The sequence below is a fragment of the Pseudomonas sp. L7 genome (assembly GCF_046605565.1).
Classification (GTDB): Bacteria; Pseudomonadota; Gammaproteobacteria; order Pseudomonadales; family Pseudomonadaceae; genus Aquipseudomonas; species Aquipseudomonas wayambapalatensis.
On the sequence record NZ_CP176784.1, the window covers coordinates 5398612 to 5420840 of the forward strand.

The 22229-nt window shown below is 65.4% G+C and carries 18 protein-coding genes; 3 read left to right on the top strand and 15 right to left on the bottom strand.

Annotated features, from left to right (window positions below; genetic code table 11):
- Nucleotides 1-85 precede the first annotated feature (85 nt).
- Both ACK3BK_RS24640 and ACK3BK_RS24645 read left to right on the top strand, forming a co-directional pair.
- Nucleotides 86-1765 (top strand): GspE/PulE family protein, encoded by a 1680-nt coding sequence (locus ACK3BK_RS24640; RefSeq protein ID WP_411383487.1) that lies wholly within the window; start codon nucleotides 86-88, stop codon nucleotides 1763-1765.
- Nucleotides 1766-1856: 91 nt separating this feature from the next.
- Complete coding sequence (locus tag ACK3BK_RS24645; protein WP_054894995.1) at nucleotides 1857-2171, top strand: DUF2388 domain-containing protein; 315 nt, start codon at nucleotides 1857-1859, stop codon at nucleotides 2169-2171.
- A 77-nt stretch (nucleotides 2172-2248) separates the two neighbouring features.
- Here the strand turns inward: ACK3BK_RS24645 and gcvP are convergent, their stop codons facing one another.
- The 8 genes from gcvP to ACK3BK_RS24685 form a co-directional block, all read right to left on the bottom strand.
- Nucleotides 2249-5122 carry an aminomethyl-transferring glycine dehydrogenase gene (gcvP, locus tag ACK3BK_RS24650; protein ID WP_411383488.1) on the bottom strand — a complete coding sequence of 958 codons (2874 nt, stop codon included), beginning with the start codon at nucleotides 5120-5122 and terminating at the stop codon, nucleotides 2249-2251.
- A gap of 116 nt (nucleotides 5123-5238) precedes the next feature.
- On the bottom strand, nucleotides 5239-7215 hold the full coding sequence (locus ACK3BK_RS24655) for a methyl-accepting chemotaxis protein (RefSeq protein ID WP_288376378.1): 1977 nt from the start codon (nucleotides 7213-7215) through the stop codon (nucleotides 5239-5241).
- Nucleotides 7216-7461: 246 nt separating this feature from the next.
- Nucleotides 7462-8880, bottom strand: coding sequence for an efflux transporter outer membrane subunit (locus ACK3BK_RS24660; protein WP_186665463.1), 1419 nt, complete (start codon nucleotides 8878-8880; stop codon nucleotides 7462-7464).
- On the bottom strand, nucleotides 8877-9752 hold the full coding sequence (locus tag ACK3BK_RS24665) for an HlyD family secretion protein (RefSeq protein WP_186665461.1): 876 nt from the start codon (nucleotides 9750-9752) through the stop codon (nucleotides 8877-8879). Before ACK3BK_RS24665 ends, ACK3BK_RS24660 begins: the two co-directional genes overlap by 4 nt.
- Nucleotides 9749-9961: a DUF1656 domain-containing protein gene (locus tag ACK3BK_RS24670; RefSeq protein WP_054895000.1), complete on the bottom strand. Its 213-nt coding sequence runs from the start codon at nucleotides 9959-9961 to the stop codon at nucleotides 9749-9751. The genes ACK3BK_RS24665 and ACK3BK_RS24670 overlap by 4 nt, the downstream gene beginning before the upstream one ends.
- The gene (locus ACK3BK_RS24675; protein ID WP_411383489.1) at nucleotides 9958-12045 is read right to left on the bottom strand and encodes an FUSC family protein; all 2088 of its coding nucleotides are present in this window, start codon (nucleotides 12043-12045) and stop codon (nucleotides 9958-9960) included. Before ACK3BK_RS24675 ends, ACK3BK_RS24670 begins: the two co-directional genes overlap by 4 nt.
- Entirely contained in the window at nucleotides 12042-12485 is a 444-nt protein-coding gene (locus ACK3BK_RS24680) for a MarR family winged helix-turn-helix transcriptional regulator (protein WP_186665457.1), read from the bottom strand. The genes ACK3BK_RS24675 and ACK3BK_RS24680 overlap by 4 nt, the downstream gene beginning before the upstream one ends.
- A 175-nt stretch (nucleotides 12486-12660) precedes the next feature.
- Entirely contained in the window at nucleotides 12661-13473 is an 813-nt protein-coding gene (locus ACK3BK_RS24685; protein WP_411383490.1) for a tetratricopeptide repeat protein, read from the bottom strand.
- A gap of 204 nt (nucleotides 13474-13677) precedes the next feature.
- Between ACK3BK_RS24685 and ACK3BK_RS24690 the strand changes: the two genes are divergently transcribed.
- Nucleotides 13678-14235, top strand: coding sequence for a WYL domain-containing protein (locus ACK3BK_RS24690; protein ID WP_186710841.1), 558 nt, complete (start codon nucleotides 13678-13680; stop codon nucleotides 14233-14235).
- A 90-nt stretch (nucleotides 14236-14325) separates the two neighbouring features.
- Here ACK3BK_RS24690 and ACK3BK_RS24695 read toward each other — a convergent pair whose 3' ends face one another.
- The 7 genes from ACK3BK_RS24695 to ACK3BK_RS24725 all read right to left on the bottom strand — a co-directional run bounded on the left by ACK3BK_RS24695 (nucleotide 14326) and on the right by ACK3BK_RS24725 (nucleotide 22220).
- Complete coding sequence (locus ACK3BK_RS24695) at nucleotides 14326-14514, bottom strand: hypothetical protein (RefSeq protein WP_186710857.1); 189 nt, start codon at nucleotides 14512-14514, stop codon at nucleotides 14326-14328.
- Nucleotides 14515-14626: 112 nt separating this feature from the next.
- Nucleotides 14627-15490 carry an ABC transporter permease gene (locus tag ACK3BK_RS24700; RefSeq protein WP_411383491.1) on the bottom strand — a complete coding sequence of 288 codons (864 nt, stop codon included), beginning with the start codon at nucleotides 15488-15490 and terminating at the stop codon, nucleotides 14627-14629.
- A gap of 16 nt (nucleotides 15491-15506) precedes the next feature.
- Entirely contained in the window at nucleotides 15507-16370 is an 864-nt protein-coding gene (locus ACK3BK_RS24705) for an ABC transporter ATP-binding protein (protein ID WP_054895006.1), read from the bottom strand.
- A 6-nt stretch (nucleotides 16371-16376) separates the two neighbouring features.
- Nucleotides 16377-17396, bottom strand: coding sequence for an ABC transporter substrate-binding protein (locus ACK3BK_RS24710; RefSeq protein ID WP_186710844.1), 1020 nt, complete (start codon nucleotides 17394-17396; stop codon nucleotides 16377-16379).
- Between the two features lie 18 nt (nucleotides 17397-17414).
- Nucleotides 17415-18314, bottom strand: a complete 900-nt coding sequence (locus tag ACK3BK_RS24715; protein ID WP_411383492.1) for a TauD/TfdA dioxygenase family protein — start codon at nucleotides 18312-18314, stop codon at nucleotides 17415-17417.
- 383 nt (nucleotides 18315-18697) lie between these two features.
- Nucleotides 18698-20074, bottom strand: a complete 1377-nt coding sequence (locus ACK3BK_RS24720) for an HlyD family type I secretion periplasmic adaptor subunit (protein ID WP_186665448.1) — start codon at nucleotides 20072-20074, stop codon at nucleotides 18698-18700.
- A complete protein-coding gene (locus tag ACK3BK_RS24725) occupies nucleotides 20064-22220 on the bottom strand; it encodes a type I secretion system permease/ATPase (RefSeq protein ID WP_186665447.1) in 2157 nt (718 codons plus the stop codon). Before ACK3BK_RS24725 ends, ACK3BK_RS24720 begins: the two co-directional genes overlap by 11 nt.
- Nucleotides 22221-22229: the final 9 nt, after the last annotated feature.

The following is a 22229-nucleotide window of genomic DNA, read 5'->3' on the forward strand; positions in this document are numbered from 1 at the left end:
TCCAGAAACGCCTTAGCCAAGGCACTGCCCCGCTGTGCAGCTACCCTTGCCTGGGCCTTTCAGCAGCCTCGGCAAGGACGCCGCCATGCACAACACTCAAGATGACAGCCTCGACCTCAAGCGCCTTCTCGACAGGCTGCTCGCCGAACATCGCCTGGCCCCCGGCGACGCCCTGCGTGCACTCGAACAGGCCCCCAGCCACCCTGGCCATCCACTCGAAATCCTTGCCAGCCTCGCCCTGAGCGACCGCCTGCGCCCCGGCCATACGCTGGACCTCGACACCCTTTGCCAATGGCTCGCCGACAGCGTCGGCCAACCCTTCCTGCGCCTGGACCCGTTGCAGGTCGATCTGGCCCACGTCGCCGGCCTGATCTCCCCCGCCTTCGCCCAGCGCCACGGCATCCTTGCCGTGGCCATGGACGCGACCGGTGTTACGGTGGCCAGCGCACAACCCTACCAACGCGAGTGGGAAGCCGACCTGAGCCGCAGCCTCGGCCAGCCGATTCGCCGGGTGCTGGCCAGCCCTGTACAACTGCGCCAGCTTGGCGACACGTTCCAGCGCCTGTCGCGATCCGTACAGGGCGCCCACCAGCAGCAGCGGGCAAGCCTGGGCGAACTTGAGCAGTTGCTGGAGCTCGGTGGGCGCGGCGGCGCCATCAGCGCCGACGATGCGCACATCGTGCATATCGTCGATTGGCTGCTGCAGTACGCCATCGAGCAGCGCGCCAGCGATATCCATCTCGAGCCGCAGCGCGACGAGGGCCGCCTGCGCTACCGTATCGACGGCCTGCTGCATACGGTCTACCTGTTTCCGGCCAGCGTGGTCCTGGCGCTGGTCAGCCGCCTCAAGCACCTGGGGCGCATGGATGTCGCCGAGAAACGCCGCCCACAGGATGGACGCCTGAAAAGCCGCCTGCCCGGCAACGCGCAGGTGGAGCTGCGCCTGTCGACCCTGCCGACACCGTTCGGCGAAAAACTGGTGTTGCGCCTCTTCGACCCCGAACAGCTGCACGAAGACTTGGAGCGCCTGGGGCTCGAAGGGACCTTGCTGGGTCAGTGGCACGCGCTGTTGGCAAAACGCCAAGGCATCATTCTGCTCACCGGCCCCACCGGCTCGGGCAAGACCAGCACGCTCTACGCCAGCCTAAAGCACCTGGCTACGCCACAGGTCAACCTGTGCACCATCGAAGATCCGATCGAGCGCCTGGAGCCCGGCTTCAATCAGTTGCAGGTCCAACCCAGCCTCGACCTCGGCTTTGCCAACGGCGTGCGCGCTCTGCTGCGCCAGGACCCGGACATCATCATGATCGGCGAGATACGCGACCGCGAAACCGCCCAGGTGGCGGTGCAAGCAGCGCTGACCGGACACCTGGTGCTATCGACCCTGCACACCAACGACGCTTGCAGCGCCATTACTCGCCTGCAGGAGCTGGGTGTGGCCGATTACCTGATAAAGGCCACGTTGATCGGCGTGATGGCCCAGCGCCTGGCACGCACCTTCTGCAGCGCCTGCAAGGGATGTCCTGGCACACGTGAAGCGGCGTGTCGCCTCTGTCGCGGCACCGGTTACCAGGGGCGCACCGGGCTGTTCGAACTGCTCGTGCTCGACGACGCCCTGCGAGCCCGGATTGGCCCGGGCAGCGAACTTGCCAGCCTGCGCCAGCAGGCTCTGGCACAGGGCATGCGCGAGCTGCGCCGCTGCGGTGAAGACCGGGTGGCCAGGGGCCTGACCAGCCTGGAAGAAGTCCTGCGGGTATGTGCCTGAGCGCCCGGCATACGCAGCGTGCAAAGGAACTTGCGGCCCGCGCGGCGATCCAAACTCGCATCACCCGCCCTCATCGTTCGAGGTAATTCACATGCGTTTCAAAACCGCCATTGCGGCTGCTGCCCTGCTGTCCCTGCCGATCGGCTCCGCCATGGCCGACGGCTTCTGGCGCAACGTCATTTCGTCCGGTGCGACCACCGGTTCCACCTACCTGACGTTCAAGGACCACAAGCTCGTCGCGGCCGCCCAGGACGATGCCGGCAGCTTCGTGGCGAGCGAAGGATCGATCCGCGGCCCTTACCTGGAAGCGGCGATGCGTCAGGTGCGCGCCGACAACCCTGGTGTCCAGGCCAGCGACATGGAACTGGCCAACGCAATCCTGGCCCGTAACCTCACCGCTCAGTAACCTGCCCCCCACGCCCGCTGCGGGAGCGGGCTGCGCGCACAGACCCGCGCAGCACCGCCTCCACAGCAGGCCCGGGCTCAGCGATACGCGTCCACCGGCACGCAAGCACAGAACAGGTTGCGATCGCCGTACACGTTGTCCACCCGGTTCACCGCCGGCCAGTACTTGTGCAAGCGCACATGCGCACTGGGTGCGACCGCCTGCTCCAGACCATAGGGCCGATCCCAGGGCCCCAGTACATCGGCCAGCGTGTGCGGCGCATGCTTGAGCGGGTTATCGTCCGCCGGCCAGTTCCCCTCCTGCACCTGAGCGATCTCGTCACGGATCGCCAGCATCGCCTCGACAAAGCGATCCAGCTCCGCCTTCGACTCACTCTCGGTCGGCTCGACCATCAGCGTGCCCGGCACCGGGAACGACATGGTCGGCGCATGGAAGCCATAGTCCATCAGGCGCTTCGCCACGTCCTCCTCGGTGATCCCGGTCTGCGCCTTGAGCGGACGCAGGTCGAGGATGCATTCATGGGCGACCCGCTGGTTACGTCCGCGATAGAGCACCGGAAAGGCCCCCGCCAGGCGACTGGCCAGGTAGTTGGCGCTGAGGATCGCCACCTCGCTGGCATCGGCCAGTTGCGGCCCCATCAGGGCGATATACATCCAGCTGATCGGCAAGATACTGGCACTGCCCCAGGGCGCTGCGCTGACAGCGCTGTTGTTCGGGTCCAGGCCCGCTACAGGCACCACCGGATGGCTGGCGACGAAAGGCTTCAGGTGCGCCCGCACCCCGATCGGCCCCATGCCCGGCCCACCACCGCCGTGAGGGATGCAGAAGGTCTTGTGCAGGTTCATGTGCGAGACGTCGGCACCGATATCCGCCGGGCGCGCCAGGCCCACCTGGGCGTTGAGGTTGGCGCCGTCCATGTACACCTGCCCGCCCTGTTGATGGACCACCTCGCAGATTTCGCGAATGCCCTCCTCGTACACCCCATGGGTCGAGGGGTAGGTGACCATCAGGCACGACAATCGATCCCCGGCTTGGCGCGCCTTGCCCTTGAGATCATCGAGGTCGACATTGCCCGCCTCGTCGCAGTCGACGATCACCACCTCCATGCCCGCCATCTGCGCCGACGCCGGGTTGGTGCCATGGGCCGACGACGGAATCAGGCACAGGGTGCGCTGCGGTTGATGACGGCTGCGGTGATAACGGGTGATGGCCATCAGCCCGGCATATTCACCCTGGGCGCCGGAGTTGGGCTGCATGCAGATCGCATCGAACCCGGTGATCGCGCACAGCCAAGCCTCCAGCTCGTCGATCATCGCCTTGTAGCCCTGCACCTGTGCGGCCGGTGCGAAGGGATGCAGCAGGGCGAAGCCAGGCCAGGTGATGGGGATCATCTCGCTGGTGGCGTTGAGCTTCATGGTGCACGAGCCCAGCGGGATCATCGACTGGTTCAGCGCCAGGTCCTTGTTCTCCAGCTGCTTGAGGTAACGCAGCATCTCGGTTTCGCTGTGGTGCAGGTTGAACACCGGGTGTTCGAGCAGCGGCGTGCTGCGCAGCAGAGTGTCCGGCACCGCCGGGGGCAGGGGCTGCTGGTCGAGGGTGGCGACGTCCAGACCATGGTCGACACCAAGGAAGACGTCGAACAGCTTGAGTACCGTCGCTTCGTCACAGGTCTCGTCCAGGCTCACGCCCAGGTGCCCGCGCCCTAGGATGCGCAGGTTGATGCGCGCCTCTTCGGCACTTTCGATGATCGCGGCCTGGGTGCCGCCCACGTCAAGGGTGAGGGTGTCGAAGAAGTGCTGGTTGAGGCGCTTGATGCCCTTGGCCTGCAGCCCGGCCGCCAGGATCTGGGTCAGGCGCTGCACACGCTGGGCAATGCGCCGCAGGCCGTCGGGCCCATGGTAGACGGCGTAGAAGCCGGCGATATTGGCCAGCAACACCTGGGCGGTGCAGATGTTGGAGTTGGCCTTCTCGCGGCGGATGTGTTGCTCGCGGGTCTGCAGGGCCATGCGCAGGGCGGTGTTGCCACGGGCATCGCGGGACACGCCGATGATGCGCCCAGGCATCGCCCGCTTGTAATCGTCACGACAGGCGAAATACGCAGCATGAGGCCCGCCATAGCCCATCGGCACACCGAAGCGCTGGCTCGACCCAAGCACCACGTCGGCCCCGGTTTCGCCAGGCGGTGTCAGCACCACCAGGCTCAACAGGTCGGCGGCAACGCACGCCAGCGCCTGCTGACCGTGCAGGTGCTCGATCAGCGGCCGCAGGTCGCGGACCTCGCCATGGGTGTCGGGGTACTGCAGCAGCGCGCCGAACACCGAGTGCTTGCCGAGGTTTTCCAGCGAATCGACGATCAGCTCGAAGCCGAAACCTTCGGCACGGGTTCGCAAGACCGAGAGCGTCTGGGGGTGGCAGTGCTCGTCGGCGAAGAACGCATTGCTCTTGCTGCGTGCAACCCGCTTGGCCAGGGCCATGGCCTCGGCGGCGGCGGTCGCCTCATCGAGCAGCGACGCGTTGGCCAGCGGCAGGCCACTGAGGTCGATGATCATCTGCTGGAAGTTGAGCAGCGCCTCGAGGCGGCCCTGAGCGATCTCGGGCTGATACGGTGTATAGGCCGTGTACCAACCAGGGTTTTCCAGCACGTTGCGCAGGATGACGGTTGGCGTGACGGTGCCGTGATAGCCCATGCCGATCAGGCTGGTCCACACCTGGTTCTGCCCGGCGTATCCGGCCAGCCTGGCCAGGGCCGCCTGCTCGTCGAGGGCGGGGGGCAGGTCAAGCGGGCGACCAAAGCGGATACCTGGCGGGACAGTCTGCTCGATCAGGGCATCGCGACTGGCAACGCCCAGGGCCGCGAGCATGGCGCTCTGCTCGCTGGCATCGGGGCCCAGATGGCGCTGCAGAAAAGGGTTGGGCACTTGCAGTTGCTGCAGGGATGGCGACTGGGACATGGCGATCTTCTCTTCCTGGACCAGTTCTCGTGGAGACTTACAAGTCTAGGAAGGGATCGACGATGTTGCGGAAAAACTTGCATCCAGGGCCGCATCGCAGCCCTGGTCCGATCAGGTCAACCGCCGACCCGGAAGCGATCCACTTCCTGGCGCAACTGCCCGGCCAGGCCCTCGAGCTCCTTGGCCGTGGCCGCCAGTTCATTGGCCACGTCGTGCTGCTCGCTGTTGGCCTGGGCGATGCTCTGCAGGTTACGGCTGAGCAGGTTCGCGGTGCTGCTCTGCTCCTGGGTCGCAGTGCTGATGGCCGTGAACTGCTCGCCCGCCGCGCGGCTCTGCTCGTCGATGCGCGCCAGTGCCTCGGCGACCTTGTCGTTGCGTTCCAGGCCTTCCTGCATCAGGCGATTGCCCTGCTCCAGGGTGCTGATGGCATGCCCGGTCTGCTGCTGGATACTGGCGATCATCCCGGAAATCTCGTCGGTGGCCTGACGCGTGCGCGCCGCCAGGCCACGCACTTCGTCGGCGACCACGGCGAAACCACGGCCCTGCTCGCCAGCGCGGGCCGCCTCGATGGCGGCGTTGAGCGCCAGCAAGTTGGTCTGCTCGGCAATCGCGGTGATGACCCCGACGATGCCGCCGATTTCCTGCGACCGTGCGCCCAGGCTGTCCATCACCGTGGCGGTGCCGCCCAGCGCCTCGGCGATCTGCTTGAGCGAGACGGACGCCTGGTCCATGGCGCTGCGGCCGATGCGCGTCTGCTGGGCGTTGTCCTGGGCCATGCGCTCGGTGCCGGCCATGTTCTCGGCGATGTTCATCGACGTGGCGCTGAACTCCTCGACAGCGCCAGCCATGCTGGTGATCTCGCCTGACTGCTGCTCCATGCCCTCGCAGGCACCAGACGAAAGCCCGGCCAGGGAGCGCGAGCGCGCGCTGACCTGCTCGGAAGCACTGCGAATGTGCTCGACCATGGTCGCCAGGGCATTCCCCATCTGGTTGAAGCTGCGCGCCAGTTGGCCAATCTCGTCTTCGCTGGTCACCGCCAGGCGCGCACTGAGATCACCCGCGCCCAGGGCTTCGGCCTGGCGCACCAGATCGTCCAGCGGGCGCAGCTTGCGCCGCAGCAGCCAGAGCGTGGCGAGCACGGCCAGGACCATCGCCAGCAGGCTGCCGATCGCCAGGCGCAGGCCGACACTCCAGGTCACCTCGCGGATTTCCGCCTCGGGCATGCTCGCCACAACAGTCCACGGCCCCTCGGCAAAGGGTTCGACCACGCTGAACAGTTGCTGCTGGCCGTTGGTCCAGAAGCGGCCCTTGGCGCCCAGGCCGGCCACTGCGGCAACCGCAGCCTGCGGATCGGCCACGCCCGCAGGCGGCACCAGCCACTGCCCCTGGTTGTCGAGCAGCGCCAGCGAGCCGGTCTGGCCGATGCGGAAGCGCTTGAGATTGGCGAACTGCGCATTCTGCGCATCGGTGTAGTCGAAGCCGACGAACAGCACGGCGATCACCCGGCCGCTGGCATCGCTCACCGGCACGTAGCGGGTCATGTAGTTGCGGTCGAACAGCAGCGCACGCCCTACATACATCTGCCCGGCGAGCAGCTTGGCGTAGGCCGGGTGCTGGCGATCCAGCTGCGTGCCGATGGCGCGGCTGCCGTCCTGCTTCTTGAGGTTGGTGGTGATGCGCACGAAGTCATCGCCGCTGCGCACGAACAGCGTCGCGATGCCGGCAGTCATCTGCTGGAATTCATCGACGACCCTGAAGTCGTTGTTCATCAGCTGGTCGCCCAGGTACAGGGCGGGCGTGGCCTGGCCGGCTACCTGCACGGTCTCGCCGGCATGCAGCGACAGGCCCGAGGCGAAACGGCGCTCGAACAGGCCACTCAGGCGCTGGGTGTTGTCCTTGAGCGAGCCGTGGAAGGTATCGAGCTGGTCGGCCAGCAGCCGCGCTTCACTGGCCAGGTGTTGCTGGCGGGTGGCGAGGTTGGCGTCGTCCAGCGAGCGCAGGGCGAACAGGGTACTGCCGGTGATCACCAGCGCCAGCACGATGGCGAGGGCGATGCCGAGTTGCGAGGCAATCCGGGCACGGGGTCGAGACATTGCGAAGCTCCTGGCAAGAGGCCGGGATCGTCCTGATCACGCTGACCACCCGCTTCATATTGAACGGGAAATCGCGTCCTCTTCCGGGACGCTGGTGCTAATAGATCGGCGTCGCGGGGGAATACTTGAGTGTCGGACCGGGAAATGCGCAAACGTTTTCCATGCGGTGTGACCGTGGAATCGCGGCGCCTGCTTCGCGGGCAAGCCCGCTCCTACAAACTCACCAATACAACGACGCGGTGCTACTCACTGCCCCGCTGTGGCCTTCCAGCCACCACCCAGCGCCAGGAACACGCCGATCTGTCCCATCGCCACCTGGGTATTGGCTGCCGCCAGTTGCGCACGCACGTCGGTGTAGGCGCGGGTCGCCTGCAGGTCGGCGAGGAACGACTCGCGCCCGGCCTCATAGCGGCGATGGGTCTGGTCGGCCGCTTCCTGCGCCGAACGCTCGGCGTCGGCCAGGGCATCGCGACGGTCCAGCAGGGCGCTGTACTGCGCCAGGCGGGTCTGGGTTTCGCGGATGGCGTTGAGCACCACGCCATCGAAATGCGCCAGCGCGGCCTGGGTCGAGGCTTCGGCTTCGCGGATCCGGGCGCGGGTGCCGTTGGTTGGGATGGCCCAGCTGATCTGCGGGCCGAAGCCCCAGCGGTTGGTCGAAGGCTCGCCGAGGTTATCAAGAATGCCGATGGTGCCGACCTGGGCACCAATGCTGATGTTCGGATACAGGGCGCCGGTGGCCACGCCAATGGTCGCGGTGGCAGCCGCCAGTTGGCGCTCGGCCTGACGCACGTCGGGACGGCGCTTGAGCAGCGCCGCGCCATCGCCCACAGGAATCAGTTGGGCCAGATGCGGCAGCTCGGCGCACTCGGCGGTGCCAGGCGGCAACTGGTCGACCGGTTTGGCCAGCAATGCGGCGAGGGTATAGAGCCCAGCCTCGCGCTCGGCCTTGAAGCGCGGCAGCTCGGCGCGCAACGACTTGAACTGGGTCTGCGAGCGAGTGACGAGGGTCTCGTCGCCACGGCCGGCATCGCGCAGGCGCTGGTTCAACTGCACGCTCTGCTGCTGCAGGTCGAGCGATTCGCGGGCGATGTGGTACTCCTCATTGGCCGAGCACACCTGGGTGTAGGCCTTGACCACATCGGCCACCAGGGTGATGCGCGCGGTGTCGGCGGCTGCCTGCACCGCGTCGGCATTGGCCTTGGCAGCTTCGGTGCCGCGCTTGAAGGTGCCCCACAGGTCAAACTGGTACGAGGCGCTGAGAATCGCCTCGCCGATGTTGGCCACCGGGACTTTCTCCGGCAGCAGGAACGCTTCGCCGGACTCCTGCAGACGCTGGGCACCGGCCTTAGCGCCGCCGCTGAAGCCCCCCTGCGACTCGGCGACCTCGACCTGCGCGCGGGCCTTGGCGATATTCGCCGCCGCCACGCGCAACTCGGTGTTGGCGCTCAACGCCTGGCGCACCAGCGCATTGAGGCGCGGGTCCTGGTACAACTGCCACCAATCATCCGGCACCGGTGCCGACACCACGCTCGCGGCATCCTGGCGCAACGGGCCGTTCAGGTCGCTGCGCTGCACCGCGGCATCCTCGGGCACCTGGTAGTCGGGGCCGACCATGGCGCAGGCCCCCAGCGACAGCGCCAGCCCTGCCAGCATCAGGCGCTTCATGGCCGCGGGCCCTCGATGATCGACACTGTCGCGGTACGCCCGGCGATCATGCGGAAATCTGCCGGCACCTCATCGAAGGCGATGCGCACCGGGATCCGCTGGGCCAGGCGCACCCAGCTGAACGCCGGGTTGACGTTGGGCAACAGGTTGGCGCCACTGACGCGGTCACGGTCCTCGATCCCTGCCGACAGGCTTTCGACATGGCCGCGCAGGCGCGTGTCATCGCCCATCACGCGGATGTCCACGGCATCGCCGACATGGATGCCACTGAGCTTGGTTTCCTCGAAATAGCCATCGACATGGTACGAGGCACTGTCGACCACCGACAGCACTGGCCGGCCCGCCGTGACGAACTCATGGGCACGCGGGGCGCGGTCGTTGAGGTAGCCATCCACCGGGCTGCGCACCACCGAACGGTCGAGGTTGAGCTGGGCGGTATCGACCGCCACCTGCGCCTCGCTCACCGCCGAGCGGGCACGGGCCTCGCGCGACTGGCTCTCTTCAAGCTGCTCGGCCGCCACCAGGTTGCCCAGCTTGCGATTGCGCCGGGTTTCGCGGGCGGCCTGGGCCAGGGTTTCCTCGCGCTCGGCCAGGGTCGCCCGGGCCTGGCGCAAGGCCAGGCCGAAGCGGTCCTGGTCGATGGTGAACAGCACGTCACCACGCTTGACCACCTGATTGTCGCGCACCTCGACCTTCTGGATCAGCCCGGACACATCCGGGGCGATCTGAATCACGTCGGCGCGGATATGGCCGTCGCGGGTCCAGGGGGCGAACATGTAGTACACGACCATCTGCCAGACCAGCACGGCCGCGAAGGTCACCACCAGCAATGTCAGGACCACACGGCCCAAGGTCAACAACGGTTTTTTCATGGCAGCATCAGGCTTCGGCAAAAGTGATCCACCGCACCCAGCAGTACGGCGTAGAGGGCAACGTTGAACAACGCCCGGTGCCAGACCAGGCGGTAGAAATGCAGGCGCACCAGCACAGCGTGCACGCCCAGGAACAGCAGGTAGGTGGCAAACATCATCACCAGCAGCGTGGGCAGGAACACCCCGCTGATATCCAGTTCACCGATCACAGCGGCGCTCCGTCGATTCCAGGTGGCAGTTGCGGTTGTTCGACCGGCTCGAGCATCACCTCGACGCCTGGCAACAGTGCCAGGCGCAAGCCGGCCAGGGCATGCAGCAGGTGGACACGGGGCTCGCCGCGCTCGTTCAGTTGGTCAGGCGCCAACGCCAGGCGTGCCCGCTCCATGTTGCGCAGCAGCGCTGCAGGTGCGTGCAGGCGCTCGCCGGCACGCAGGCAATTCGAGTAGTGGCCGCCGACTTCCTCGATGACGGTCTGCAGGCGCTCACGGGCCTGCTGGCCCACGCGCGGCATGTAGGCCAGCAGGTCGAGCAGGTTCAGGCCCACACGCAGGTCGCGCAGGGCGATGCCGCTGTCCTGGCCGGTCTGCGACAGGCGCGGCAGATGCTGCATCAGGCGATCGAGCATCTGCACGCCTACCTTGCGCTGTTCAGCCAAGGTCGCAGGCTCGGTCATCTCGACGATGTCGCGCCAGGTGAAGCGGGTCATGCGCTTGGCGGCCAGCTCCACACCGAACGGGCGCACCACCAGGGTCCAGATGAAGGCAAACAGCAGCCCCACCGGGCCTGCCAGGTTGGCATTGAGGAAGGTGAAGAAGTCGGCGTCGTAGGCGCCCTGGATGCTGATGAAGGTCGAGGTGTTGACGATGGTCAGCAGGGTGCCGAGGTAGAAGCGCGGCTGCACGGTGAGGGTGCCGACCACGATGAAGGGTACGGCGAATGCCAGCACCAGCATCGGGAAGTCGTGCAGGTTCGGCAGCACCAGGAACAGGTAGACGCTGGAGAAGATCACCGACATCAGCGTCCAGAAGAAAAAGCGGTAGATCTGCGGCGCTGGGTCGTCCATCGCCGCAAAGAAGCTGCAGGCCACGGCGGCGAGGATCACGGCACTGGCGCCGTCGTTCCACCCCAGCCCGATCCACAGGCCACAGGCGACGACGATCGCGGTGACGGTGGAGAACACCGAATACAGCATCAGGCCGCGGTCGAAGAATGGCGTCAGGCGGCCCAGCCGCCAATGACGGTAGACCGCCCGCCAGGGCTTGGTGTCGTCCAGGCGCAGTGCATGCTGCAGGGTGCAGCAGTCCTGCCAGAGATCGAGCCATTCGCTGAGGCGGTAGAGGGCGTTGGACAGCAGCAGGGCGTGACGCTGGTCGAGCGCATCGGCGCGCGGTTGCAGGCGGTCGATCTGCTCGTGCAGCGCGGTCCAGCGCGCGACCGAAGCGCTGTCGGCGGTGCCCTTGAGCCACTCGCGGGCCGATGCCAGCAGCGGCTGGACCTGTGCGAACTGCTCCGGCGCACGGCCTTCGAGGGCGACCAGCGCGTCGTCGAGGGCATCGATCACCGGCAGCAGGTGAATCATCCGGCCGCGCAGCTCGCGGGCGTTCTTCACGGTGTGCGGGCCGGCGCCTTCGTGGCCGAGCTGGCCGATCATCAGCTCCAGGCTGTTGAAGGTGGCAACCATCGAGCCGCGCAAACCCGCGACCTTGTCGGCCACAGCTTCTCGGCTCAGGTACAGATCGCTGTAGCGGATCGCCTCGCCAAACCAGGTGCCCGTGGCGCCCATCACCACCGGCGCCAGACGACGCGGCCAGAAGATCGCTCCCACCACGGCGGCGCAGACGATGCCAAGGCAGATTTCCTGGGCCCGCGAAGAGGCGACATCGAACACCGCGAGCGGGTTGTCGACCACGGCCAGGGCAATCATCGGCAAGGTGTAGCCGGCCAGCATCAGCATGTAGTTGTTGGCCGTGCGCAGGTTCAGCGAGAGAAACAGCAAGGTGCCGGTCCACAGGGCGATGGCGATGCTCAGCAACAAGGGCGACTGCACCAGCGGCGGCACCAGCAGCACCGCACCACCCGCACCGAGCAGCGTGCCGACCGCGCGGTACAGCGCCTTGGAACTGGTGGGGCCGACGAAGGGGCTGGAGACGATATAGACCGTGGCCATCGCCCAGTAGGGGCGCGGCAGTTGCATCAGCAAGGCGATGTACAGGGCAATCATCGACGCGGCGAAGGTACGCACGCCGTAGAACCAGTCGCGGGCAGGCGGCACTGAACTGAAGAAGCCGTTCACGCCGACGTCCCCTGTGCAGCGACTTCGAAGGCACGGATCACCCGCAGGGTCGCTTCCAGGTCGGCAGCCGAGATGCCATGCAACACCTCGCGACGCAGGCGCACCAGCTCGCGCTCGATGGATTCGGCCAGGGTACGTCCTTCGGCGGTCAGGCTCAGCGCCTTGGCGCGTCGGTCGAGCGGATCCTCGGTGCGGCACACCAGCCCGGCCTTGCACAGTTGGTCGAGCAGACGCACCAGCGACGGGCTTTCCAGGCCGGCGGCCTGGGCCACGGCCACCTGATGCACGCCATCGCCCAGGCGCACGATCATCAGCAACGGCACCGCGCAGGCCTCGGAGATGCCATAGCCGGTCAGCGCCGCATGGCAGATGCGTCGCCAGTGACGACCGGCAACGACCATGCCGCTGCTGACTTTCAGGTGCAGTGCATCGAGTGTCATATGGAGGAACCGAGGATATTCATAGTTTGCTAACTATCAATATACGCTCAGCCCTCCCCCCCTCGTCAACCGGGGGCGATGAACAGTGTGTTTACAACCGGGATCGGTGGCGAGGCCTTCGCGGGCAAGCCCGCTCCCACGCGCCCGCGAAGGCCTCACCACCACCCCACCGGACTCAAGACTGAACCTGATCCTCCAGCTTCATGGTCAAGGCCAGGGTGCTGCCCAAGGCGATCGCCTGATCGCGCCATTCCAGGTAGCGCGCCCCATCGCGGCGACTGAAATGCACTGCCAGTTCCTCGGCCGCCTGCATCACCCCTGCCCCTGCCGCGAGCTCCAGCCAGTACAGCGCCGCCCGCGTATCCGGTTCGACATGCAGTCCATACAGCAGCCGGTAACCCACCTCGAACCGGCAACGTGCCTCGCCACGCTGGGCTCCGCGCAGGAACCACTGGTAAGCCTCGGCCAGGTCCACCTCCCAGTCCTGATCGGCATCGCAGACTTCTTCCTCGTACAGGTCGCCCAGGGCCGCGGCAGCGTGCGACAGCCCCCGCTCGAAAGCATGCCGGTAATGCTCCGCAGCGGTGGCATAGCACACCGCCACGCCCTTGCCGAAATAGTGCTGCTGCCCCAGGTTGAACCAGGCTGCAGCATTGCCCTGCAACGCTGCCATGCGCAGCAGATGGCTGGCCAGCGCCGTGTCGGCGCGCCAGTAGCGGCCATTGAGCCAGATCCAGCCCAGGTCGTTGAGCACCGCGGCATTGCCCTCCAGTGCCTGGTGCCGCAGGTCGGTGTAGATCGCCTGCACATCCACTGCCTCGTCCAGACGGCTCACCAGCGCAGAGCGCTCACCCAGCACCGCCCACTGGGTGGGCATGCCGACGCCAGCGAACAGGCGCAGGTGTCGCCGTGGAATGGCTGGCTCAGGCACGATGCGCTCGGGCAGGAGACGGGCGAGCAGCGAATGGATATTGCTGGCAGCAGACATGTTCATCCTCATTGAACGTCCCACAGTTCCGACCTCGACTGTGATGAGGCGATTCTGCGCGACGACACGACGAAACCTGTCGCGAACGATTCACCTCGACGCAACCAAATCGCGGTTCCGCGATCTCAGCGCAAAGTAGCGAATTGCCATCTGCCGCGGTGCCCGCCATGCTAATGCCGCAAGCCTAGACAAGGACGTTACCCTTTGCCGTTCGCCACTACCCGCGCCACCCTCAGCCGCCAGTGGGCGCTGCTGCGTCAATTGCCCAGCCGTTCACCGGGAGTCACCAGCGCCGAACTGGTCTGGCGACTGCGCGATGTCGGCTTCAATGTCAGCAAGCGCACAGTCGAGCGCGACCTCAACGAGTTGTCGCTGATCTTCCCGCTGGAGCGCAATGACAAGAGCATTCCATTCGGCTGGCATTGGTCGGCCAGCGCCATGGGCGAGCCGCGTGGCAATTTTGACTTGCTGGACTACCTGCGCGGCGACCCGCAGCAGCCCCGCCAGGGCACGGGGCTGGAACTGCAGGCGTGGGTCAGCGATCAGCTGGCGCGACAGCTGCGAGAAGTGCCGTTGAGCGCGAACATGCAGTTGACGGCGCTGCAACATGGCCATCGATTGCGGGCGACGGTAGAAGACGGCTGGACGTTGCGCTGGTGGGTGCTGGGCCAGGGGGAGGCGGTGGTGGTCGAGCAGCCGGAGGCGCTGAGGGATGAGATTCGCAGGACGCTGAGTAATGCAGCAGCTCGATACATGGTCTGATGGCGCGCGAACCAGGCATCCGCGCTGCGAAACACGCGAGTGTGCCTGCGAATGACGCAGGCACAGGTGAGCTCGACAAGCGCCCAGGGTTTACTCAAACTCGATGTTGGCGAGTACGCAGTCATCGCCGACCAGCTTGTATCCCGGCTCGCACGGCATACCTACGACAGGGGCAACACCTCGGGTAGTTGCACCACTCGGCGCATTGTGATTGTCGGCAAACGCGGTTGGGGCCAAGGCGGCGAGGCTCAGAGCAAGGGCTGTGATCAGTGATTTCATACGATTTTCTCCATACGTTGATTTATGTACCGCACGGGCATCGTAGAAAAGCTGCCGCCCCCTGATAACGAGGCATTGTTTCCCGAGGCCCAGAAACTGCTCCCACGCGGAACTACCTCTGCATCCCCCAACGCCGTACGGTCAACCGCTCGAGGGTATTGAACACCAGGCCCTCCACCAGCAAGCCGATCAGGATCACCACCGCCAGCCCGGCAAACACCTTGTCGGTGTACAGCTCGTTGCGGTTCTGGAAGATGTACCAGCCCAGCCCGCCCTTGCCGCTGCTGGCGCCGAACACCAGCTCGGCGGCGATCAGGGTGCGCCAGGCGAAGGCCCAGCCGATCTTCAGACCCGAGAGAATCGACGGCAATGCCGCCGGCACCAGGATGTGCAGCACCAGTCGCAACCCACGCAGGCCATAGTTGCGCCCGGCCATGCGCAGGGTCTCGGACCCCCCGAGAAAGCCCGCGTAGGTGTTGAGCGCCAGTGCCCAGAGCACCGAATGCACCAGCACGAAGATCAGGCTGTTGTCGCCCAGGCCAAACCACAAGAGGGCCAGCGGCAACAGTGCGATGGCCGGCAGTGGGTTGAACATGGAGGTCAGGGTGCCGAGCAGGTCGCGGCCGAACTGGGTCGAGACCGCCAGGCTGGTCAAACCGAAGGCCAGTACGATCCCCAGCACATAGCCCTTGAGCAGCACCACCAGCGAGACGCCGACCTTGGCCGGCAGCTCGCCACTGGCCATACCGTCCCAGAATGCCGCCGCAGTTTGCAGAAAGGTCGGCAGCAGCAGGTCGTTGGCGGTGTAGCGCGCCACCGCCTCCCAGATCAAGGCGAGCAGTACAAGAATCACTGTCTTGCGCAACCAGGCCTGTTGCCACAGACGTTGGGCAAGCGGCAGATCGCGCTCCAGCGAAAGCCCTGGCAGGGGCTGCAGCGGCACTTCGTATTCCTGGCGTGCAGGTGTGGTCGTCATGCGCAGGCTCCTCCTGTCAGTAAGCGATGCGGATATCGTTGAAGCCCAGGTCCGAGGCCTGCTCCGGCTCACCGGCTTCGTCGAACAGCAGGCGATGGATACGCCGGGCGCTGGCCTGGAAATCGCTGCCACCCAGGCTGCCCAGATCGTATTGGTGGCTGTGCACCTCGGCCCGTACCCGTCCCGGATGCGGCGACAACAAGAGGATGCGGTTGCCCACCACCAGCGCCTCCTCGATAGAGTGGGTGACAAACAGCAGCGTGAAGCGCACCTCTTCCCACAACAGCAGCAATTCTTCCTGCATCTTGCGCCGGGTCAGGGCGTCGAGCGCGGCGAAGGGCTCGTCCATCAGCAGCACCTTCGGCTGCGTGGCCAACGCGCGGGCAATCGCCACGCGCGCCTTCATGCCGCCAGACAAGGTGTGTGGGTAGGCATCGGCGAAGGCGGCCAGGCCGACCTTCTCCAGATAGTGCAGCGCCCGCGCCTCGGCTTCGGCGCGCTTGAGCTGGCCCGAGACCAGCAGCGGAAACATGACGTTCTGCTTGACCGTCTTCCATGGCGGCAACTGGTCGAACTCCTGGAACACGACGATGCGGTCAGGGCCTGGGCCCTTGACCGGCTGGCCCTGCAACAGGATCTGCCCTTCGCGCGGCTCGATGAAGCCGGCCACGGCCTTGAGCAAGGTCGACTTGCCGCACCCGGATGGGCCCAGCAGCACGAAGCGGTCGGCGCGATCGACTTCGAAGCTGACCTGGTGAGTGGCCCGCACCACGCGCTGCGCGGTGCGGTATTCGAGGCTGAGATTGTCCACCTTGAGCAGCGGTGGGGTGTCGACACGGCTCAGGTTGCTGGCCGTGTGGCCTGGCAATGGGGCGGTCATGGTCGATCAGCTCCCTTGCAATGGGCGCTCATCCTGGAAGAAGTAGTCCTTCCACGACTCGGGCTTGTGCTTGATGGCGCCGACCCGGTAGAGGAATTCGGCCAGCGGGTAAGTGTTCTTCGGCGTGATGGTGAACTCGTACTGCGGATTGTCGATCAGCTTGATCAACGCATCGCGATCGATCTTGGCCTTGGTCACGCGGATGTAAGTGTCGGCGGCTGCGGCCTTGTCTTTCTGGGCGAAGTCGGCGGCTTCGGCGAGCGCATCGATGAATGCCTTGTAGGTCTTGGGGTTGTCCTTGCGGAATTTCTCGGTGGCGAACAGCAGGGTCGGCGAGTTGGGGCCGAGCAGGTCATAGCTGTTGAGCACGATGTGCACGTTCTTGTTGGCCAGGGCCTGGTCCTGGAACGGCGGGTTGGAGAAATGCCCGTTGAGTTCGGTGCCGCCGGCCAGCAGCGCGGCTGTGGCATCCGGATGCGGCACGGCCAGGGTGTACTTGTCGAGGCGGTTGTACTCCTTGTCGCCCCACTGCTTGGCCGCCGCGTACTGCAGGAAGCGCGACTGCACCGAAACACCCACCGCCGGCACGGCGATACGGTCCTTCTCGGAAATGTCGGCGATGGTCTTCACATTGGGATTGCTGCTGACCAGGTAGTACGGGAAATTGCCCAGCGAGGCCACGGCCTTGACGTTCTGCCGACCGTAGGTGCGATCCCAGACGGTCAGCAGCGGCCCGACGCCGGCACCGGCGATGTCCACCGAGCCCGACAGCAACGCGTCGTTGATCGCCGCGCCGCCGGAAAGCTGCGCCCAGTCGACCTGAATGTCGATGCCCTGCTCCTTGCCGTGCTTCTCGATCAGTTGCTGGTCACGAACGACGTTGAGCAACAGGTACACGATGCCGAACTGCTCGGCGATACGGATCTTGCCTTCGGCCTGGGCCACTGCCGGCGCCGCGAGGCCGCCTACGATCAGGCTCGCGCCCAGGCCGATGCTGGCCGCCAGGCGGCTGATGGATTTACGCATGATGAGAGTCCTCAGTCGTCAGAACGGGGCATCGCCCTGGATGGTGGTGCGGTAGAGCTTGCGGCGCAGGTGCGCAGGGCAGCCGGCAGCCAGGTGGATCAACGAACGGTTGTCCCAGAACACCATGTCGTGGGGCTGCCAGGCGTGGCGGTAGATGTTCTGCTCGAGCACGCTCAGGGTGTAGAGCTGCTGCAGTACATCGCGGCTTTCGTCATCGGGCAGGCCGACGATGCGAGTGGTGAAGCCCTCACTGACGAACAGCGCCTTGCGGCCGTTCTCCGGGTGAGTACGCACCACCGGGTGGATGACTTCGTTGACCTGGGCCAGTTGCTCGGCGGTCAGGGTCGGACGCCAGTTGCCTTCGAACTTGGTTTCCGAATAGCGGGCGGTGTAGGAATGCGCGGCGCTACGCCCCTCCACGATCTTGCGCAGCGCGTCGGGCACAGCGTCCCAGGCCTTGTGCATGTCGGCGAACAGGGTGTCACCGCCCTCGCTGGGCAGCTCCTGGGCATGCAGCATCGAACCGAGGCTCGGCAGCTCTTTATAGGAGAGGTCCGAATGCCAGAACTTGCCGGCATCACCCAGGCCAATGTTGCGACCGTCTTCGATGATGTTGGAAACGATCAGGATTTCGGGGTGGTTTTCCAGCAGGAACTGCTTGAGCACATGGATCTGCAGCACGCCGAAACGGCGGCTGAAGGCGATCTGCTGTTCGGGGGTGATGCGCTGGTCGCGGAACACCAGAACATGGTGGTCGAGGTGGGCGCGATGGATGCGGTTGAAGTCCTCGGCGTTGACCGGCCGGGACAGGTCCAGCCCGATGATCTCGGCACCGACGGCACCGGAGAAGGGGCGGATTTCGAAGCGTTGCGGCTGCGCGCTGTCGATGGACGACAAGGCGTTCGAGGCGGCTGACATTGTTCACTCCCACGCAGTGCGCGACTTCCAGGGGCGCGCATCGATTCAGAAACGCACGGGGATTTCCCGTGTGGGTTCGAGTCGTGCGGCGCGCCGATTGGTCGGCAGGTACGCAGTAGGAGCGACTATAAAGTCATAAGAATGGAAATTTAAATATCTTTAGCGAATATGCATATGCGGCCCGGAATGGCCTGACGGGGTTCAAAATCCAAAGACCAGCCCAAAACCTCTGTAGGAGCGGGCTTGCCCGCGAAAAAGACACCGCGCTGCCTGGCACGGGCTACGCCCGTGTTCGCGGGACAAGCCCGCTCCCACAGGGATCGGGCTGGCCTTTAGATTTTGAACAAGACAGTTGCTCCTACAAGGACCGGGCCGGGTCGTGATCAGCGCTCGCGCAGCGCCTCGGAGCGGGCCTTGATGATTGGTTTGAGCAGGTAGCTCATGATGGTCTTCTTGCCGGTGAGGATATCCACCGTGGCGACCATGCCCGGGATGATCAGCAGCGGCTTCTCATCCGAGCCCAGATGGCTCTTCTCGGTGCGCAGCTTGATCAGGTAATAGGTGGTCTTCTTGTCTTCATCGGTGATGGTGTCGGCACCGATTTGCTCGAGCTTGGCCTTCAGGCCGCCATAGATGGTGTAGTCGTAGGCGGTGAACTTGACCGTGGCCTCCTGCCCCGGGTGCAGGAAGGCAATATCCTTGGGCAGGATCTTCGCTTCCACCACCAGGGTGTCGTCCAGCGGCACGATCTCGATGATGTCGCTGCCCGGCTGGATCACGCCGCCGATGGTGTTCACCAGCAGTTGCTTGACGATACCGCGCACCGGCGATGTGACCATTGTGCGGTTGACCCGGTCATCCAGCGCCTTGCTGGTGGCCGTGGCCTTGTTCAGCTCGGTGCGAGCCTCGTTGAGCTGGGTGAGGGCCTCGCTGCGGAACTTGCCGCGGGTTTCCTCGATCTTGCTCTGCACTTCCTTGATCGCCGCCTCGGCGCGGGGAATGGCCAGGGCGGTAGAGTCCATCTGGCCACGGTTCTCGACTTCGGCGCGACGCAGGCGCAGCACCTCGACCTGCGAGATCGCGCCCTGGGCCACCAGCGGCTCGGACATGGAGATTTCCTGGCGCAGCAACTGCAGGCTGTTGGCGTACTGGGCGCGCTTGGAGTTGAACTCGCGCAGCTCCTGCTGCTTCTGCACCAGTTGCTGCTCCAGGCCGCTGATTTCATCCTGCAGTTGCTGGCGGCGGCTCTGGTACAGCGACTGCTCGCTGGCTGCCTGGCTCGGCGCGGCCTTGCGTAGTTCCTCGTCGATCTGCAGTGGCTTGTCGTCGACCTCGGCGCTCAGGCGCTGTACACGCAGCGCCATGGCCAGGCGTGAGGCCTCGGTTTCGTCGACGTTGGAGGCGAAGCGCGTTTCGTCCAGGCGCAACAGCGGCTGGCCGACTTCGACGATCTCCCCTTCCTTGGCGTAGATCTGCGCAACGATCCCGCCTTCCAGGTTCTGGATCTTCTGCACCTTCGACGACGGGATGGCCTTGCCTTCGCCGCGCGTCACCTCATCGATGGGCGCGACACTGGCCCAGACGATCAGGAACACGAAGAAGGCGATCACGCCCCAGATGGTCAGCCGCACGATGCGCGGGGCATCTTCGATCAGTGCCTTGTTGACCTCAGGCAGCGGCTGGCCTGCCAGCGATTCGGAGCCCTTGAAGTAGCGGCGCAGGTTGTCCTTGAAACGCCCGATATCCAGCTTATGCAACACTGATCTGCCCCTTCTTCAGCGCTTCCATGACGGCGGCTTTCGGGCCATCCGCGACGATCTGTCCACGATCGATGACAATCAACCGGTCCACCAGCGACAGCAACGACGCCCGGTGAGTGACCAGCAGCACGGTCTTGCCTTCGATCACCGCGCCGAGGCGCTGCTTGAGGCGCTCTTCGCCGGTGTTGTCCATGGCGCTGGTGGGCTCGTCGAGCAGCAGGATCTGCGGATTGAGCAACAGCGCACGGGCCAGGGCGACGTTCTGGCGCTGGCCGCCGGAGAGATTCTGGCCGCGCTCGCCGACCTGCAGCTCGTAACCGTCGGGGTGCAGGCGGGCGAACTCATGCACGCCCGCCAGCTCTGCGGCCTGCAGGATCAGCTCGTCTTCGATGTAGCGGGCGCCGCTGACCAGGTTGTCGCGCAGGGTGCCGGCCAGCAACTGGATATCCTGGGGCACGTAGCCGATGTTGTGGCGCAGTTCGCTGACGTCGATCTGGCGGATATCGACGCCATCCACCAGCAGCGAGCCGCCGTCGGCCTCATAAAGGCCAACGATCAACTTGGCCAGCGAGCTCTTGCCCGAACCACTGCGGCCGATGATGCCGACTTTCTCACCAGGCCGGATGACCAGGTTGATGCCCTTGAGTGCCTGGTTCTGCTGGTTCGGGTAGGTGAACTCGACGCCGCGGAACTCGACCGCGCCCTGCAGTACCTGGCGGCTCAGCGGACGCTCTTCGAAGTTGCGCTCCTGGGGCAGTTCCATCATCTGGTCGGTGGCGACCATGGTTACCTTGGCCTGCTGGTAGCGAGCCAACAGCCCATTGAGCTGACCCAGCGGGCCAAGCGCGCGACCACTGAGCATGTAGCAGGCCACCAGGCCGCCCATGCTGAGGTTGCCGTCGATGATCAGGTAGACGCCGACACAGATCATCGCCACACCTGCGAGCTGCTGGATCAGCATGGTGATGTTCATCGCCAGGCCCGACAGCACCTTGACCCGCAGTTCGAGGCGGCTGAGCGTGCCGAGGGTCTGCTCCCACATGTACTGGCGCTCGCTCTCGGCGTTGTTGACCTTCACCGCATCCAGCCCGGCAAGGGTCTCGATGAGGCTGGACTGGCGCTCGGAAGCCAGCGCCATGGTGCGCTCCATCGTCGCCATCAATGGTTTCTGCAGGGCATAGCCGATGCCCAGGGCCAGCGGGAAGGCCAAAACCGGAATCCATACCAGGTGCCCACCGATGATGGCGATCACCATCAGGATCAGCAGGGTGAACGGCAGGTCGATAAGGCTGGTGAGGGTGAGCGAAGCGAGGAAGTCGCGCAGCCCCTGGAACTCGTGGATGTTCTGCGCAAAGCTGCCGACACGCGCGGGGCGGTACTTCATCGACATACCGACGATCCGCTCGAACAGCGTCGCGGAAATGATCAGGTCGGTCTTCTTGCCGGCGAGGTCCAGACAGAGGCTGCGCAACCCCTTGAGGATGAGGTCGAAGACATAGGCACCGGCGATACCCACTGCCAGCACCCACAGGGTCGAGGTGGCCTGGTTGGGAACCACGCGGTCGTAGACGTTCATCACGAACAGCGGCGCCGCCAGGGCAATCAGGTTGATCACCAGGCTGGCGGCGATGGCGTCGATGTACAGCCATTTGCTGCGCATCAGGGTGTCGCGGAACCAGGAGCGGGCGCGCGGGATCAAGTTGCCGTGGTTGACGTCGAACTTGTGCTGCGGCTGAGCGAAGAACACTTTGCCGCTGTAGTCGCTGAGCAGCGCCTCGCGGGTGACCAGCACTTCCCCACCGTCGCTCTCGCTGAGCAGCAGGCGCGCGGTGTCTTCATTTTCCCAACCGACCAGGACGGCGCTGCGGCCTTCCTTCAATAGCAGCATGGCCGGCATGGCCATGCTGGGGATCTGCTCGAGCTTGCGCTGCAGCAAACGCCCCTGCAAGCCCGCGCGCGCGGCGGCGCGCGGCAGCAGCTCGACGCTCAGGCGCTGCGCCGGCAGCGGCAGGCCGGTGGTCAGCATGGCCCGGCTGGCGGGCTTCTGGTGCAGGACACACAGGGTCAGCAGGCTGTCCAGTAGCGGATCGTCATGCTGACTGCGTGGATCATGGTTGAGTTGTACTCGACTGACTTCAGATTCCACGCGGCGCTC